Source organism: Frigoribacterium sp. CFBP 13729 (genome assembly GCF_014841875.1).
Lineage (GTDB): Bacteria > Actinomycetota > Actinomycetes > Actinomycetales > Microbacteriaceae > Frigoribacterium.
The window spans coordinates 1087638-1103840 of the sequence record NZ_JACYUR010000001.1; the positions used below are offsets into that span (position 1 = coordinate 1087638).

Annotated in this window: 11 protein-coding genes; 4 read left to right on the top strand and 7 right to left on the bottom strand. The window is 72.7% G+C overall.

Going from position 1 to position 16203, the window contains the following annotated elements:
- Positions 1-237: 237 nt before the first annotated feature.
- From IFT77_RS04880 to IFT77_RS04895, 4 genes are all read right to left on the bottom strand, one after another.
- Positions 238-1257, bottom strand: a complete 1020-nt coding sequence (locus IFT77_RS04880) for a LacI family DNA-binding transcriptional regulator (RefSeq protein WP_123547297.1) — start codon at positions 1255-1257, stop codon at positions 238-240.
- Positions 1258-1360: 103 nt separating this feature from the next.
- A complete protein-coding gene (locus IFT77_RS04885; RefSeq protein WP_192169336.1) occupies positions 1361-2743 on the bottom strand; it encodes an MFS transporter in 1383 nt (460 codons plus the stop codon).
- A 73-nt stretch (positions 2744-2816) separates the two neighbouring features.
- Positions 2817-3980, bottom strand: coding sequence for a cystathionine gamma-synthase (locus IFT77_RS04890; RefSeq protein ID WP_192169337.1), 1164 nt, complete (start codon positions 3978-3980; stop codon positions 2817-2819).
- A gap of 70 nt (positions 3981-4050) precedes the next feature.
- A complete protein-coding gene (locus IFT77_RS04895) occupies positions 4051-5415 on the bottom strand; it encodes a cystathionine beta-synthase (RefSeq protein ID WP_192169338.1) in 1365 nt (454 codons plus the stop codon).
- A 320-nt stretch (positions 5416-5735) separates the two neighbouring features.
- On the opposite strand from IFT77_RS04895, the gene IFT77_RS17150 reads away from it, so the two are divergent.
- Both IFT77_RS17150 and IFT77_RS04905 read left to right on the top strand, forming a co-directional pair.
- The gene (locus tag IFT77_RS17150) at positions 5736-6425 is read left to right on the top strand and encodes a DUF3105 domain-containing protein (protein WP_197980398.1); all 690 of its coding nucleotides are present in this window, start codon (positions 5736-5738) and stop codon (positions 6423-6425) included.
- On the top strand, positions 6422-7177 hold the full coding sequence (locus IFT77_RS04905; RefSeq protein ID WP_371740926.1) for a DUF305 domain-containing protein: 756 nt from the start codon (positions 6422-6424) through the stop codon (positions 7175-7177). Before IFT77_RS17150 ends, IFT77_RS04905 begins: the two co-directional genes overlap by 4 nt.
- Here the strand turns inward: IFT77_RS04905 and IFT77_RS04910 are convergent.
- From IFT77_RS04910 to IFT77_RS04920, 3 genes are all read right to left on the bottom strand, one after another.
- Complete coding sequence (locus tag IFT77_RS04910; RefSeq protein ID WP_192169339.1) at positions 7174-8613, bottom strand: mechanosensitive ion channel domain-containing protein; 1440 nt, start codon at positions 8611-8613, stop codon at positions 7174-7176. The genes IFT77_RS04905 and IFT77_RS04910 overlap by 4 nt on opposite strands.
- Positions 8613-10796, bottom strand: a complete 2184-nt coding sequence (locus IFT77_RS17395; RefSeq protein WP_197980399.1) for an adenylate/guanylate cyclase domain-containing protein — start codon at positions 10794-10796, stop codon at positions 8613-8615. Before IFT77_RS17395 ends, IFT77_RS04910 begins: the two co-directional genes overlap by 1 nt.
- A 173-nt stretch (positions 10797-10969) precedes the next feature.
- On the bottom strand, positions 10970-12928 hold the full coding sequence (locus IFT77_RS04920) for an ABC transporter ATP-binding protein (RefSeq protein WP_371740927.1): 1959 nt from the start codon (positions 12926-12928) through the stop codon (positions 10970-10972).
- Between the two features lie 174 nt (positions 12929-13102).
- Here IFT77_RS04920 and IFT77_RS17400 point away from each other — a divergent pair, with 174 nt between their 5' ends.
- Together IFT77_RS17400 and IFT77_RS04930 are read left to right on the top strand one after the other, a co-directional pair.
- Positions 13103-14701, top strand: a complete 1599-nt coding sequence (locus tag IFT77_RS17400) for a LuxR C-terminal-related transcriptional regulator (protein ID WP_192169340.1) — start codon at positions 13103-13105, stop codon at positions 14699-14701.
- A gap of 22 nt (positions 14702-14723) precedes the next feature.
- On the top strand, positions 14724-16181 hold the full coding sequence (locus IFT77_RS04930; protein WP_371740928.1) for an APC family permease: 1458 nt from the start codon (positions 14724-14726) through the stop codon (positions 16179-16181).
- Positions 16182-16203 lie beyond the last annotated feature (22 nt).

A 16203-nucleotide genomic window follows, 5' to 3' on the forward strand; every position in this document is an offset into this window, starting at 1 on the left:
ATCGACTTCGTCGTCGTCACCGTCGGCCAGGGCCGGCGGGAACCATCGTCTTCTCTCGTCGCCCGGGTCCAGGCCCTTCGGGAGAGCCTGTGAGACTCGGGATGTGACCGTTCACACCGCGACTGGAGCAAAGCTAATCCCGGCGGGGGTCCCTGTCAAATGCCTCCGTCCACCGCGTGTCGCCGGGCCCTAGGGAGGATGCCCCGCCGCAGCCCGGCTGGAGTGCGAGGCCTTCTCCTAGAGGAACCAGGGACGATCGGTCGAGCCCCGGATCACGAGCTCCGGCGCGATCAGGGTGCGCCCCTCGACGGGCTTGCCGTCGAGCTCGGCGACGACGAGCTCGACGGCGCGGCGACCGATCAGCGCGAAGTCCTGGCGGACCGTCGTGAGCGGCGGCCAGAGGTGGGGAGCGGTCGGCGAGTCGTCGAACCCGACGACGCTGACCTCGCGCGGGACGTCGACTCCGGCCTCGCGGAACGCGTGCAGCAGCCCGACCGCCATGAGGTCGTTCGCCGAGAAGACGGCGGTGAAGTCTCGTCGCCTCAGCAGCTCGCGCCCGGCGAGGTAGCCGAAGTCGGCCGTCAGGTCGCCGAGGATCGGCGGCTCGACCGAGAGGTCGGCCTCGGCCATCTCGTAGAGGAAGCCCTGCATCCGCTCGTCGGCCTCGATCCAGTCCTGCGGGCCGGCGACGTGGACGATGTGCTTGTGGCCGAGGTCGATCAGGTGCCGCGTCGCCAGGCGTGCCCCGGCGTGCTGGTCGACGGCGAGGCTGTGGGCGTTGGTGCGCGGCGACGAGTCGAGCGCGACGATCGGCACCCTCAGCTCGAGCTCGTCGAGGACGGCGAAGAACTTGCGCTGGGGCGCGATGACGATGATCGCCTCCACCGCCTGGTTGCTCAGCAGGTCGACGCTCGCCCGCACGTCGTCGTCGGCGCGCGACGTGCTGGCGATGCTCAGCCGGTACCCGGCCGCCCGCGCCTCGACCTCGATGGCGTTGACCATGGTCTGCGGCCCGAAGTGGACGTTCTGCAGGGTGAGGACGCCGATCGCCTTGGACCGGCTGGTCGACAGCGCCCGGGCCGCCTGGTTCGGGCGGTAGCCGATCTGGTCGATGACGTCGAGCACGCGCTGCCGAGTCGCGGGGCGGATGCTCGGGCTGTCGTTGAGGACGCGCGACACGGTCTGGTACGAGACGCCGGCCAGGGCCGCGACGTCGCGGATGTTCGGAGCGCGCACCTTCTCGACCTCGTGCTTCACGTCGCTCCATCGCTGATCGGCGTTGTGACCGTACACATCGCGCGCTGCAGACCATTATGCAGACTTCGGCGGCCCCCCTCGACCGAGGGGCGAGGAGCCGCGCTCAGCGACCGCGCGGCGCCCCGCGACCGCTCACCAGCAGCGCGGTGAGCGCGACGACCGCGGCGACGGCGAAGCACGCGACGAAGGCGGCGGGCTCGTCGGCGCCGCCGAGCTGGAGGAACGCGGCCCCGGTCACGGCGAGCGCGATCGCCGAGCCCGACGAGTCGGCGATGGTCAGGGCCGAGCTGTTGGAGCCCTTCTCGTCGTCGCGCGACCAGCGGAGCACGAGGACGGAGAAGCGCGGGTACATGAAGCCCATCCCTGCACCGGCGAGGGCCCAGCCGGTGATGACGACGGCCGGGTGCAGGTGCCCCAGGGCCGACGCACCGGCGGAGAGCACGCCGACGAGCACCAGCACGATGCCGACGCGGATGCCGGTCCGCTGGGCGACCCGGTCGCCGAGCCGCCCCTGGGCCCAGCTCGCGGCGGCCCAGGCGACGGCGCCCAGCGTGAGGGTGATGCCGGAGGCGGCGGGCGCGAAGCCGTACTGCGCCGACAGCATGTAGGGCAGGTACACGTCGCTGCCGAGGAAGGCGGCGCCCACGAGACCGCGCAGCAGAACGAGGGCGGGCACGCCGGCGGCCGCCACGAGTGCCCCCTCCGGCAGCAGGGGGCGGAGCGCGACGACGAGCACGACCACGGCAGCGACCAGCACGGCCGCTGCGGCCGCGAGGGGCAGCTCCGAGAGCAGGTTGAGCGCCATCACGGCGAGCGCGGCGGCGACCGACCACGCGATGCGTCCCACGCTCCACGACACGCGGGGCTCGCCCGGCGCAGGGACGGTGGGCGGGATGCGCCGCAGGCTCGGCAGGATCATCGCGAAGGCGGGCAGGGCGACGACGACCGCGCCGAGGAACACCCAGTGCCAGCTGGCCAGCTCGGCGACCGTGCCGGCGACCACGGGGCCGACGAGGCCGGGCACGACCCAGGCCGCCGCGAACCCGGCGAAGATCGACGGGTGCAGCGCCGGCGGGTACAGCTTCGACACCATGACGTAGAGGCCGACGATGACGGCGCCGCTGCCGAGCCCCTGCACGAGACGGCCGAGCAGCAGCACGACCATGTCGGGCGCGGTCCCGACGATGGCGAGGCCGACCGCGAAGAGGACCATGGAGGCGGTGACCACGACCCGGGGACCGCTGCGGTCGGCCCAGTTGCCGGCCACCACCATGCCGACGACCCCCGACGCCAGCGGGGCGGCGAACGCGACCGAGTAGAGCGCCTCGCCGTCGAGGTCGCGCGCGATGATCGGCATCACCGTGGTGATCGCCAGCGACTCGAACGCCGCGATGCCGATCAGGGCCACCATGCCGAGCGTGGCCAGCCGGTACGCCGGCGAGAGCACGCCGCCCGCGGGCAGGGTGCTCTCGGGGGCGGTCGTCATGCTCTCACCCTAGGTGCCGCCTCCGACGCCGGGTCCTGCCAGGAGGCGCCCCGTCGGGAGGCGCCCCTCGGGATCAGGCCTGCGCGCGGTCGAGCGCCTGGCGCACGTCGGCGAGCAGGTCGGCGACGTCCTCGATGCCGACCGACAGGCGGACGACGGTGTCGGGCACCTCGAGCTCGGTGCCGCGGACGGACGCGTGCGTCATCTCGGTCGGGTAGCCGATCAGCGACTCGACGCCGCCGAGCGACTCCGCCAGCTGGAAGAGCTCGGTCGACTCGGCGAAGCGGCGGGCCGCAGCGGCTCCCGCTGTCAGCGAGACGGAGAGCATCCCGCCGAACGCGCTCATCTGGCGGGCGGCCAGCTCGTGCCCCGGGTGCGACTCGAGGCCCGGGTAGAAGACGCGCTCGACCGCGGGGTGCCCCTCGAGCTCCCGCGCGATCGCGAGGGCGTTCGACGAGTGCCGCTCGACGCGCACCGCGAGCGTCTTGATGCCGCGCACCGTGAGCCACGCCTCCATCGGGGCCGAGACGGCGCCCGCGCCGAACTGCACGAATCCGATCTTCTCTGCGAGCTCGTCGTCGCGCACGACGACGGCGCCGCCGACGACGTCGGAGTGCCCGCCGATGTACTTCGTCGTCGAGTGCACGACGACGTCGGCGCCGAGGCCGAGCGGCTGCTGCAGGGCCGGAGACGCGAAGGTGTTGTCGACCACGACGAGCGCGCCCGCGGCGTGCCCGATCTCGGCGAGCGCCGTGACGTCGCTGACCTTCATCAGCGGGTTGCTCGGGGTCTCGACCCAGAGCACGTCGGTCTCGCCGGGACGCACAGCCGCGCGGACGGCGTCGAGGTCGGTCATCTCGACGGTCTCGAGGGTGACGCCCCACGGCGTCCAGACCCGGTTCACCAGCCGGTGCGTGCCGCCGTAGACGTCGTTGCCCATCACGACGCGCGAGCCGGGGCGGAGGACCGAGCGCAACAGCGCGTCCTCGGCCGCGAGGCCGGACGCGAAGCTGAAGGCCGCGGTGCCGCCCTCGAGCGACGCCAGCAGTTCCTGCAGCGAGTCGCGGGTGGGGTTCGCCGAGCGGGCGTACTCGTAGCCGTCGCGGAAGCCGCCGATGCCGTCCTGGACGAAGGTGGACGACTGGTAGATCGGCGGCACGACCGCGCCCGTGCGCGCGTCGGGCTCCTGGCCGGCGTGGATGGCCCTGGTCGAGAAGCCGTGGTCGGAGGTGCTCATGGGGTGTCCTTCGGTGACGCGGGGAAGCAGGTGCGGGGAGTCTGACGCGTGGTGCTGTGCGGAGCGATCGTCAGGCGGAGAGGAAGGCCAGGACGTCGTGGCGGGTGACGACCCCGGCGGGCTTGCCGTCGTCGGTGACGAGCAGCGCGTCGGTGGTCTCGAGCGCGGCACGCGCGCTCTCGACCGACTCGTTGATGCCGATCAGGGGCAGCGGAGCGCCGACCACGGTCGACAGGGCGTCGCCCATGCTCGCTCCCCCGGCGAAGACCGCCTCGAGCAGCGTCTTCTCCTCGACCGCGCCGACGACCTCGCCGATCACGACGGGGGGCTCGGCCGAGAGGACCGGCATCTGCGAGACGCCGTAGGTCGTCATGATGCCGATCACGTCGTGCAGGGTGTCGGACGGGTGTGCGTGCACCAGGGCCGGCAGCGAGCCGGTCTTGGAGGCGAGCAGGTCGCGCACCGTGCGCCCGTCGACGCTGTCGGCGAAGCCGTACGAGCGCATCCAGGCGTCGTTGAAGATCTTGCCGAGGTAGCCGCGTCCGCCGTCGGGCAGCAGCACGACGACGACGTCGTCAGGACCGAGGTCGCGGGCCACGTCGAGCGCAGCGGCGACGGCGAGGCCGGACGACCCGCCGACCAGCAGGCCCTCCTCGCGGGCGAGACGGCGGGTCAGCTCGAACGACCGGGCGTCGGACGCCGCGATGATGCGGTCGACGACGGTGGGGTCGTAGGCGGAGGGCCAGAAGTCCTCGCCGACGCCCTCGACGAGGTAGGGGCGGCCGGTGCCGCCGCTGTAGACGCTGCCCTCGGGGTCGGCGCCGATGATCTGCACCGATCCTCCGGACACCTCCTTCAGGTAGCGACCCGTGCCGCTGATCGTGCCGCCGGTGCCGACGCCGGCCACGAAGTGGGTCACCTGGCCCTCGGTGTCGCGCCAGATCTCCGGACCGGTCGTCTCGTAGTGGCTCTGAGGGCCGGCGGGGTTCGCGTACTGGTTCGGCTTGAAGGCGCCGGGGATCTCGCGGACGAGCCGGTCGCTCACGCTGTAGTACGACTCGGGGCTCGACGGCTCGACGGCGGTCGGGGTGACGACGATCTCGGCGCCGTAGGCCTTCAGCACGTTCCGCTTGTCGTCGCCGACCTTGTCGGGCAGCACGAAGACGCAGCGGTAGCCGCGCTGCTGGGCGACGAGCGCGAGGCCCACGCCGGTGTTGCCGCTCGTCGGTTCGACGATGGTGCCGCCGGGCAGGAGGAGGCCGTCGCGCTCCGCCGCGTCGACGATCCGCGTCGCGATCCGGTCCTTCGACGAGCCGCCGGGGTTGAGGTACTCGACCTTGACGAGCACCGTGGCCGTGATGCCCTCGGTGACCTTGTTGAGCTTCACCAGGGGGGTGTCGCCCACCAGGTCGAGGACGGTCTCGGCGTACTTCACGGGTGCTCCTTCACGGTCGGGATCGCTCCCTCGCGGTTGCTCCGCACCTCGTGGGCCGTCGTGCGGCACCAGGAGGCGGTGGCGGGTGGGGCAGGGACGTGTCGCCCCGGCCCCACGACTCTACCGGCGGCCCCCGGCAGATGACGGGGCGAGTCGGGTCGGCTGTGACGGTCTTCCCAGACAGGTGTGGGACAAATCGGTGACACATCCCCGACGTCCTGCCGCCGCACGGCGCGCGCTGTCGCCGGGGACGACCCGCCGGGGCAGACTGGGCGGGCACCGACAGACCCCGAGATCCCCGACACCAGAGGACCCCATCCGTGGCCAGCAGCGACAAGAAGAACCCGGGCGCGACGCCCGACCCGAGCTCGATGAGCGTGAAGCAGCAGCGGGACGCGCGCCGGCAGGAGAAGGTCGCCGCGCTGAAGCGCGAGCAGGCCAGGTCGAAGCGCAACCGGACGATCGGCATCGTGACCGCCTCCGTCGCGGGCGCCGCCGCGGTGGCCCTGATCGTCACCGTCGTCGTGACGAGCGGCACGCCCCGGGCCGACCGCAGCGAGATCGACGTCGCCGGCGTGCAGACCTGGGACGACCTGACCGCGAACCACGTCACGGGGGCCGTGGACTACGAGATGACGCCCCCGGCCGGCGGCGACCACGCCGCCGTGTGGATGAACTGCGGCGTCTACACCGAGCAGGTGCCGAACGAGAACGCCGTGCACGACCTCGAGCACGGCGCGATCTGGTTCACCTACGACCCGGCCCAGGTCACCGACGAGCAGATCGAGCAGATCACCGACCTCGCGCCCTCCACCTACTCGGTCGTCTCGCCCTACGAGGGCATGGACAGCCCCATGGCCGTCAGCGCCTGGGGCGCCCAGCTCGCCTTCGACGACCCCGAGGCCGACGCCGTCTCCGACTTCGTCACCAAGTACTGGAAGTCGGCCGACGCCCCCGAGCCCGGCGCGCCCTGCACCGGCGGGGTCGACGGCCCCGGCAAGGTGTCGTGACCGACGACCTCCGCAGGGCCCCCGACCGCGACGAGCCGCGCGACGACCTCGACGACGTGACGACCGAGGCAGGCGCTGCCGGCGCCTCCTCGGGTCGTCGCCTGCGCCTCGTGATCGCCGCCGCGGTCGCGCTGCTGCTCGTGCTCGGCACGGGCGTCGCCGTGGGCCGCCTCACCTCGTCGGCTCCCGTCGTGCCCGGCACGAACAGCGTCGAGGCCGGGTTCGCCCGCGACATGCAGGTGCACCACGAGCAGGCAGTCGAGATGTCGTTCGCGATCCGCGACCGCTCGACCTCGGACGACGTGCGCACCATCGCCTACGACATCGCCGCGACCCAGTCGCAGCAGGCCGGCCAGATGTACGCCTGGCTCGAGGTGTGGGGCGTGCCCCAGGCTCCCTCCCAGCCCGTGATGACCTGGATGACGCAGCCGACGCTCGACGGGCAGCTGTCCGGGCACGAGCACGGCGGCGCCGCGTCCGGCTCCCCCGCGCCGAGCCACGTCCCCGGCGAGCCGATGCCCGGCCTGGCGACGCCCGAGCAGATGGCCGAGCTGCGGGCCGCCGACGGCGTCGACGCCGAGCGGCTGTTCCTCACCCTGATGATCGACCACCACCTGGGCGGCATCGAGATGGCCCAGGCCGTCCTCGCCCGCAGCGACGACCCCCAGGTCGACGCCTTCGCGAGCGGCATGATCATGACGCAGCAGAGCGACGTCGACGCCATGCGGGCGATGCTCGCCCTTAGGTCTTAGCTCGCCAGCTGTCCCCGGGTCCCCCCGGCCTCGCCCGACGCCTCCGCGACCTCGCGCGCGGCGGCACCCCGCCGGTCGATGACCTCGCCCAGCTCCCGCGCGAGGCGAGGCCTCACCCGCACGAGGGCGTCGAGCGTGTCGCCCGGGACGACGAGCACCGCGACCTCGGAGACCGCGACGGCGCGGGTCGTGGTCGGCTGGCGCGTGAGCACCGTCTGCCCCACGAAGTCGCCCCGTTCGACGCGCGACACGGGCAGGACCGCGTCGCCCGGCGTCGGGACCCCGAGGGCCACCGCTCCGCTGAGCACGAAGCGCAGGGCCTCCGGCACGACGCCGAGCGGCAGCACGACCTCGCCCGCGGCGTACCGCTCGAGGCGCACCGAGGGCACGAGGGCAGGCACGTCGTCCGCCGTCACCTGCAGGGTCGGGGCGACGGACGCGACGGCCTGCTCGATCCGCTCGGGAGTCACGAACGCGTCGGTGGTGTCGCCGTCGAGGCCGAGCCCTGCACGGCGCGAGGCGTACCAGAGCCAGCTGCGCAGCGTCGCGAGCGACGAGCCCTCGTGGGCGGGCCGGCGCACCTCGTACGAGACCTCGTAGGCGGCGCCGCCGAGCGGGACGGCGACCGGCGTCGTGCCGGGCCACAGCTCGGGCAGGCCGCTCGCGACCCTCTGCAGCAGCGCGACGACCTCGGCGGGCGGGTCGTCGGTGGTGAAGGCCACGGAGGCGGTGACGGTGTAGCTGCCGTCGCCGCGGCTGAGGTTGGTGAACGACGAGCCGGCGAGCGACGCGTTCGGGGTGATCTGGATGCCGTTGCCCGTGTCGATGTGCACCGCGCGCCAGTTGACCTGCACCACACGGCCGCGCACGCCGCCGGCGTCGAGCCAGTCGCCGAGGCGGAACGGCTGCTCGAAGAGCAGCAGCAGCCCCGAGACGACGCTGCCGATCGCGCCCTGCAGCGCGAGGCCGAGGACGATCGAGGTGACGCCGAGCGCCGTGAAGAGCCCTGCGACGTCCGTGCCCCAGACCGTGCTGAAGAGCACCGCGAGCCCGATGGCGATGAGCACGATGCGGCCGATGTCGACGAAGATCGACGGCAGGCGGTCGCGCCAGCTGCCCTTCTCGGCGTTCGTGAACAGGGCGAGGTTCACCGCGTTCAGCACGGCGACGATCACGAGGAACCCGAAGGCGGTCGCGGCGACGCGCGTCCAGGTGAAGTCCTCCGAGTCGACGGCGATCGTCACCTGGGCGACCAGGATCGACACCGCGGCCGTCGGCACCACGTAGGTGCGGAGCAGCCGCACGACCCGTGCGCCGGGGTTGCCTCGACGCTGCAGGGTGCTCGCGATCTCGGTGAGCACGATGAGCAGCACCGGCAGCCCGACCACCACGGCGAGCACCGGCCAGAACCAGGGCTGCTGCCAGAGCGACGTCATCAGACGGCCGGCCGCTCGAGGCGGAACACGCGCTGCTCGCCCGACTGGGTCGTGACCGTGCCCGAGTCGACCGCCGGCACCCCGTCGCCGATCTTCTGCACGACCCGCTCGGTCGCGTAGACGCCCGCCTGCGACGAGACGTCCTGCACCCGGTGGGCCAGCGTGACGGCGTCGCCCCACATGTCGTAGACCATGCTCGTCCGGCCGACGAGGCCGCTGGTCACCTGGCCGGTGTCGATGCCCGCACGCAGCGCGACGCGGGACGAGTTGGTCGCGTTGAAGCGATCGATGATCCCCTGCAGCTCGAGGGTGAAGTCGACCACCCGACGGGCGTTGTCGATGCGGGGCACCGTGAGCCCGCAGCTGGCGAGGTAGCCCCGCTGGCTGCTCCGCACCTTCTCGACGCCGAGCCGCTCCGCCGCCTCGTCGAACGACCGCCACAGCCCGTTGAGCAGGGCGAGCCGCTCGCCCGAGCGCATCCCCCGGCTGAAGTCGTCGAACCCGGCGACGTCGGCGTACACGACCGCGACGTCGGTGTGGTCCTCGGCGATCGTCTCCTCGCCCTCCTTGTAGCGCTTGGCCATCGCCTCCGGCATGAGGGTCAGCAGCAGGCGGTCGTTCTCGCGCCGCTGCTCGTCGATCAGATCTTGCTTGACCCGGAGGCTGCGGCTCATGTCGTTGAACGCGCCGCCCAGCTCGCTGAACTCGTCTTGGCCCTTCACGGGCACCTCGACGCCGATCTCGCCGCCGCTGACGCGGTTGACCGCGTGCTGGAGGCGCCGCACCGGCCGGACGAACACCTGCGCCAGCAGCAGCGAGAGCAGCGACACCACGACGATGATCGCCGCCGTCGAGAGCAGCAGGTTGCGGGTGAAGACGTCGACGGGCGCGAACGCCTCGGACGTGTCGACCTTGGCGACGATCACCCAGTTCAGGCCGTCGACGTCGATGGGCGCGTAGGCCGCCAGGACCTCGTGGCCGAGGTAGTCGGTGTTGACCGTCGTCGCGGTGCGGCCCTGCAGGGCGGCCTCCACCGCGGTGGTCGTCACCGGCTGCAGCAGCACCGAGCTGCCGGTCGCCACCTGGCGCTCGGCGACGCCGGTCGGGGTGCCGTGGTCGACGACGTCGTCGACGAACGTGTCGGGCTGCTCGATCAGCTCGCGCGAGGTCGAGCGCATCGTCTCGTCCGGCCCGGCGAGGTAGGCCTCGCCCGTCCGGCCGAGGCCCTGGTCGGCCCAGCCCTGATCGCCCGTCATGACCGAGTCGATCGTCTCGGTCGGCACCTGCACGGCGAGCACGCCGGTGACGTCCGCGCCCGAGCCGACGGGCGAGGCGATCCACGCGGTCGGCACGCCGAGCGAGGGGGCGTACGGCTGGAAGTCGGTCGTGAACGACGAGTCGACCGTGTTCGACTCCAGCGCCGTCGCCCAGACGTCGGCGAGCGCCGTCCGCGAGTACGGGCCGTCCTCGACGTTCGTGCCGAGGTCGGTGCCGGAGAAGGCTGAGTAGACGACGTCGCCGTCGAGGTCGAGCAGCAGGACGTCCTCGTAGCCGAGCTGGTCGACCATCTCGCGGAAGTAGTCGTGGTGGTCGGCCCGGGCCTGCGACCACGCGCTGCCGTCGTCGGCGGCGTCGAACGCGAGCGAGGCGTCGAAGTCGTCGTCGAAGGGCACCGTGTAGAGCGACTGCAGGTACGCCTGGGCCGGCGAGGTCGGCTCGATCAGCGACGGGTCGGTCGTCGAACCGGTGGCCTCGTCCAGCCGGGGCACGAACGTGTCCTCGTAGTACGCGGTCAACGCCTCCTGGCGCGCGGGGTCGACGGGCTGGTCGTCGAGCGCGGCGAAGCCGGCGTTGAAGTCGAGCGACGCCTGTCGCGCGCTGTCGTTGCGGCTGTCGAGCACGACGGCCTGCTGGACGCCCGCGAGGGTGCGCTCGACGTCGCGGGCCCGTGACTCGCGGATGCTCGTCACCTGGTCGAACGCCGCCGCACGGAGCGAGTCCCGCCCGTTGACGTAGCCGACGCTGCCGATGACGATCGCCGCCAGGAAGCTGACGGCGAGCAGCATGACGAGCAGGGTCGACTGGATGTCGAGCGAGCCGCGCCCGAACAGGGCCCGCAGCGGCGAGCGCCGCCGTGTCGTGGTGGTCTCGTCGTCACGGGTGGTGGTGGTGGTGCTCGACACGCGTGCCCTCGTTCCCCCGGCGCCGGCCCCGTGAGGGACCTGACGCAGCCTCAACTCGTCCCCCAACAGATACCACGACGAGAGCGACCGGTGCACGATCCGTCACGAGTTCGTCACATGCGCTGTCCCCCGAGCGAGTCCCCGGCGTTCGTCGGCCGTCGAGGAGGCGCCGGTCACGCCGTCGACGCCACCTGCTGCCCGTACAGGTCGGCGTACACGCCGCCGAGGGCGACGAGCTCGTCGTGCGTGCCGCGCTCGACGATCCGGCCGCCGTCGACGACGAAGACGACGTCCGCGTGGCGGACGGTGGACAAGCGGTGGGCGATGGCGATCGTCGTGCGCCCTCTCGTGGCCGTGTCCAGCGCCTCCTGCACGACCCGCTCGGACACGGTGTCGAGCGCGCTCGTCGCCTCGTCGAGCACCAGCACGGCCGGGTCCTTGAGCAGCACGCGGGCGATGGCGATGCGCTGCTTCTCGCCGCCGGAGAGCCGGTAGCCGCGCTCGCCCACCACCGTGTCGTAGCCGTCGGGGAACGACGCGATCGTCTCGTGGATGTTCGCCTGCCGGGCGGCGTCGACGAGCTGCTCGTCGGTGGCGTCCGGACGCGCGTAGCGCAGGTTGTCGCCGATCGTGGCGTGGAACAGGTACGTCTCCTGGCTGACGATGCCGATGTTCTCGACCAGCGACTCCTGCCGCAGGTCGCGGACGTCGGTGCCGGCGAAGCGGACGCTGCCGCCCGTCGCCTCGTAGAACCGCGGGATCAGGTAGGACACCGTCGTCTTGCCGGCGCCGCTCGGGCCGACGAACGCCGCGAACTGGCCCGGCTCGATGTCGAACGAGACGCCGCGGAGGGTCCGCTGCCCCGGCTCGGCGTCGGGGTAGGCGAACTCGACGTCGTCGAACTCCACGCGGCCGAGCTGCGCCTCGTCGACCGTCGCCGAGGCACCGCCGTCGGTGATGGCGGGCCGCAGGTCGAGGTACTCGAAGATGCGGGCGAACAGCGCACCGGAGGTCTGCAGGTCGAGCGCCACCCGGAGGAGCCCCATCAGCGGGAAGGTCAGCCGCGCCTGCACCGTGGTGAAGGCGACGATCGTGCCGGCCGTGACGGGGACGTCACGGAGGATCAGCCACGCTGCCACCAGGTAGATCAGCGCCGGGATCACGGACAGGAAGATCTGGACGACGGCGAAGAACCACTGGCCGCTCATCTGCTGGCGCACCTGCAGGCCGATCTGCGTGCGGTTCTCGGCCGAGTAGCGCTCGACCTCGCTGCGCTGCTGGTTGAAGCTCTTCGCGAGCAGGATGCCGCTGACGCTCAGCGCCTCCTGCGTGATCGCCGTCATGTCCGACAGCGACTCCTGCGTCTTGGTCGCGATGCGCGCGCGCACCTGGCCGACGCGGCGCTGCGCCACGACGAGCAGCGGCAGCAGGATGACGGTGACGACGGTCATCTGCCAGCTGAGCACGAGCATCGAGATGAACGCGGCGATGACCGTGACGGTGTTGCCGAGCACGCTCGAGATCGTGTTGCTCAGCACGTTCGCGACGCCGCCGACGTCGTTCTGCAGCCGCGACTGGATGACGCCCGTCTTCGTCCGGGTGAAGAACGCGAGCTCCATGCGCTGGAGGTGCCCGAACAGCCGGATGCGGAGGGCGCCCATCACGCTGTTCCCGACCGTGGCGGTGAGGTAGGTCTGCCAGACGCCGATGCCGGCCGACAGCACCCACAGCCCGATCATCAGGCCGACGAGCTCCATCAGCACCGGGACGTCGGGGCCGCCCGCGGGGAAGAGCCCGCGGTCGAAGGCCTGCTTCGTCAGCAGCGGAGGCGCGACGCTGATCGCCGCGCCGACGAGCACCAGCACCACGGTGACCACGAGGGCCTTGCGGTGGGGAGAGAAGAGGCCGCGGATCCGTCGGAACAGGTCGGGGATCTTGGGCGCGGCGGCGTTGGCCGCCTTCTGCGCCGCCGCGTCGCCGCTCGAGACCCGGCCGCCACGGCCGCCGCCGCCCCCGCCGCCCAGCCTGCCGCCGCCGCCCGCCCCGCCGGCTGCGCCACCGCCTCCGCCGCCTCCTGTGCCGCCCGCGCCGCGCATGCCGCCGCCCGCGGCGACGGAGTCCATCCTGCTCATGGAGCGAGGCTACGCCCGCAGCGCGTCCCCCCCACTCCTGGGGCAATCTGGCCGTCAGACGAGCAGACGGGAACATCGCTCATTTATGCTAGGAGCTCAGGGTGCCTGACCACACCCTGACGCCGCATTCCCCTACCCGACGGGGAACTACCCGATGCGGCAGAGGTAGGACCCGTGCGCACCCTTGACGATGCATCACCCGACCCGACCGGGGTCGAGCTCCAGCCCGCCGACGCGCGGGCCTCGCTCGACGCCATCGAGCAGGCCTGGACGCAGATAGCCCCCCTGCAGGGAGCCCGTCTGCGCGAGGCCGTCCGCTCGGCTCCCGAGGCGGAGTGGAGCGGCAGGCCGCTCATCCTGCTCGCGCTCGCCGCCAGCTACCGCTCGGTCGGCTCCCGCTCGCGCAGCGCGGCGCTCCCGTGGTTCCGCGGCGTGGCCAAGGCCATCGACGCCGACCCCGGGCTGCCCCTCGAGGTGCGGGCCGGCTACCACGTGCACCTCGGCGCCGCCCTGCGGACGCTCGGCAACCTCGTCGTCGCCCACGAGCACCTCGAGGTCGCGCGCACGATGATCGAGAGCGACCTCTCGGAGTCGATCACGGCGCGCATCAGCCTCAGCGCCTCCTTCTCGCTGCAGCTCGGCCTCATCCGGCTGCACTACGGCGAGTACGACCAGGCCCAGTTCGCCCTGGGGCTCGCCTCGGGCCTCGGCGAGGAGCACCTCAGCATCGCCGAGCGCGTCGAGTGCCTGTCCGCGCTCGCCTACGTCGCGGTGCTGCTCGGCGAGTTCGCGCTCGCCGACGAGCACCTCGACAGCGCGGCCGAGCTCGCCGAGGGCACCGACCTGCTCGCCAGCTCGTTCGGCGCCCTCGCGCAGATCGCCCGCCTGCACCTCGCCCTCGAACGCGACGAGTCCCCCGGCGGGCACGACGACCTCATCGCCGACGTGCACCTGGCGGCACGCGGCAGCGACTGGGAGGCGCTCGGCTGGTTCGCCGAGGCCACCGTGCTGCTCGCCCAGGGTCGCTCGATCGAGGTGCTCGACCACCTCGGCCGCATCTCGCGCCTCGTGCAGGGCTTCACGGGCGCCGTCGTGCTCGGCCGGTCGGCCACGGCCCTCCGCGCCGAGACGATGCTCCAGCTCGGACAGGCGCAGGAGGCGCGACGCCTGGCCCAGCCCCTCTCGCCCGGCGACCGCCACATCGAGTGCCCCGCCCGCGTGCTCGCCCTCATCCACCTCTCGACCGGCGAGCCGCAAGCGGCGCTCGACGACCTCGAGGCGTGCCTCGCGCTCGGCGACCTGCACTCGGAGCGGACCATCGGCCACGTGCACGCCGTGGCCGCGGCCGCCCACCTGGCCCAGGGCGACACCGCCCAGGCCGACATCGCCTTCGACCGCGCGCTGCTCGAGGCCGGCCGCTCGGGCGCCGGCTGGGTCTTCGGCACCCTGCCGGAGCCCCTCCTCGACCACCTCGTCGCCCGCGCCGTGCAGCGCGACCAGCCGCAGGCCACCCTCGGGGTGCTCGCCCGCCTGCACTCGGCCGAGGGTCCCGACGTGGCGCCCCTCGCGGAGCCGCTGAGCGACCGCGAGCTCGTCATCGTGCGCCACCTGGCCACCGGCCAGACCCTCGGCCAGATCGGCAGCCAGCTGTTCATCTCGGTCAACACGGTCAAGAGCCACGTCCGGAGCATCTACCGGAAGCTGCAGGCGACGTCCCGCCGCGAGGCCATCGCCCGGGTGCGACAGCTCGGGCTGCACGTCGACGAGGACTGACCCGAGGCGGTAGCCTCTCGCGGTGCCCGACGACCTGACCCCCGCCTCCTCTGCCCCTGCCCCTGCTCCTGCTCGCCCGCGGCTCGGCGAGCAACTGCTGCGTCGCAAGCCCCTCGAGGCCTTCGCGCGCGAGGCCGAGGCGTCCGACGCCCGGGGCCTCCGGCGCACCCTCGGCGTCTGGCACCTGACCGCCATCAGCATCGGGGCCACGCTCGGCACGGGCATCCTGGTGGTGCTGGGCACCGCCGTGCCCCTCGCCGGGCCCGCGGTGTTCCTCGCGTTCGTCCTCGCCGGCGTCGCCGCCCTGCTCTCGGCCCTGTCGTACGCCGAGATGGCGGGCAGCGTGCCCGTCTCCGGCTCGAGCTACAGCTACGCCTACGCGACGCTCGGCGAGGGAGTCGCGTGGGTCTGCGGCTGGTGCCTCGTGCTCGAGTACGCCGTGTCGGTCGCGGCCGTCGCGGTGGGCGCCGGCCAGTACGTCGACGAGGCCCTGCGCGTCTTCGGCCTCTCGCTGCCCGACGTCGTCGCGGGCCCGCCCGCCGAGGGAGGCCTGCTGAACCTCCCCGCCGCCGCGCTCGTCCTGCTGGCCACCCTCGTGCTCGTGCCCGGGGCCCGCGAGAGCGCCTGGGTCAACACCGTCCTGGTCGTGGTCAAGGTCGGCCTGCTCGTCTTCTTCGTCGCCGTCGCGTTCACGGCCTTCAGCGCAGGCAACTTCGAGCCCCTCGCGCCTATGGGGGCGGCCGGGGTCTCGGCCGCCGCCTCCCGCCTGTTCTTCTCGTACATCGGCTTCGACGCGGCGTCCACGGCCGGCGAGGAGGCGCGGGACGCCAAGCGGGACCTGCCGCGGGCGATCGTCGCCTCCATCGTCATCATCACGGTGCTGTACATCCTCGTCGCCGTGGCCGCGGTCGGAGCCCGCCCTTGGCAGGACTTCACCGACGGCGAGGCGACCCTCGTGACGATCGTCGCCGACATCACGGGCCAGCCCTGGGTGGCCTTCCTCTTCGCGGTGACCGCGGTCGCGGCCATCGCCTCCGTCGTCCTGACCGTGCTCTACGGGCAGACGCGCATCTTCCTGTCGATGGCCCGGGACGGGCTCGTGCCGTCCATCCTGGGCCGGGTCTCGCCGCGGACGCGCACGCCCGTCGCCGGCACCCTGATCGTCGGCGGCGCGGTCGCCCTCACGGCGGCGTTCATCCCCCTCGGGGCCCTCGCCGACGCGACGAGCATCGGCACGCTCTTCGCGTTCGCGCTCGTGAACCTGTCGGTCATCTGGCTGCGCCGCAACCGGCCCGAGCTCGAGCGGACGTTCCGCGTGCCGTTGTACCCGGTCGTCCCGCTGCTCGGCTTCGCGACGTGCGTGCTGCTCATGGTGACCCTCGGCGGGATCACGTGGGCCGCGTTCGCCGTGTGGATGGGCGTCGGGGTCGCGGTGTACGCGCTCTACGGCCGCCGCCACTCGGTCGTCGCCCGCGGCTGAGGCTGCGCGCGGCGGGTCGGAG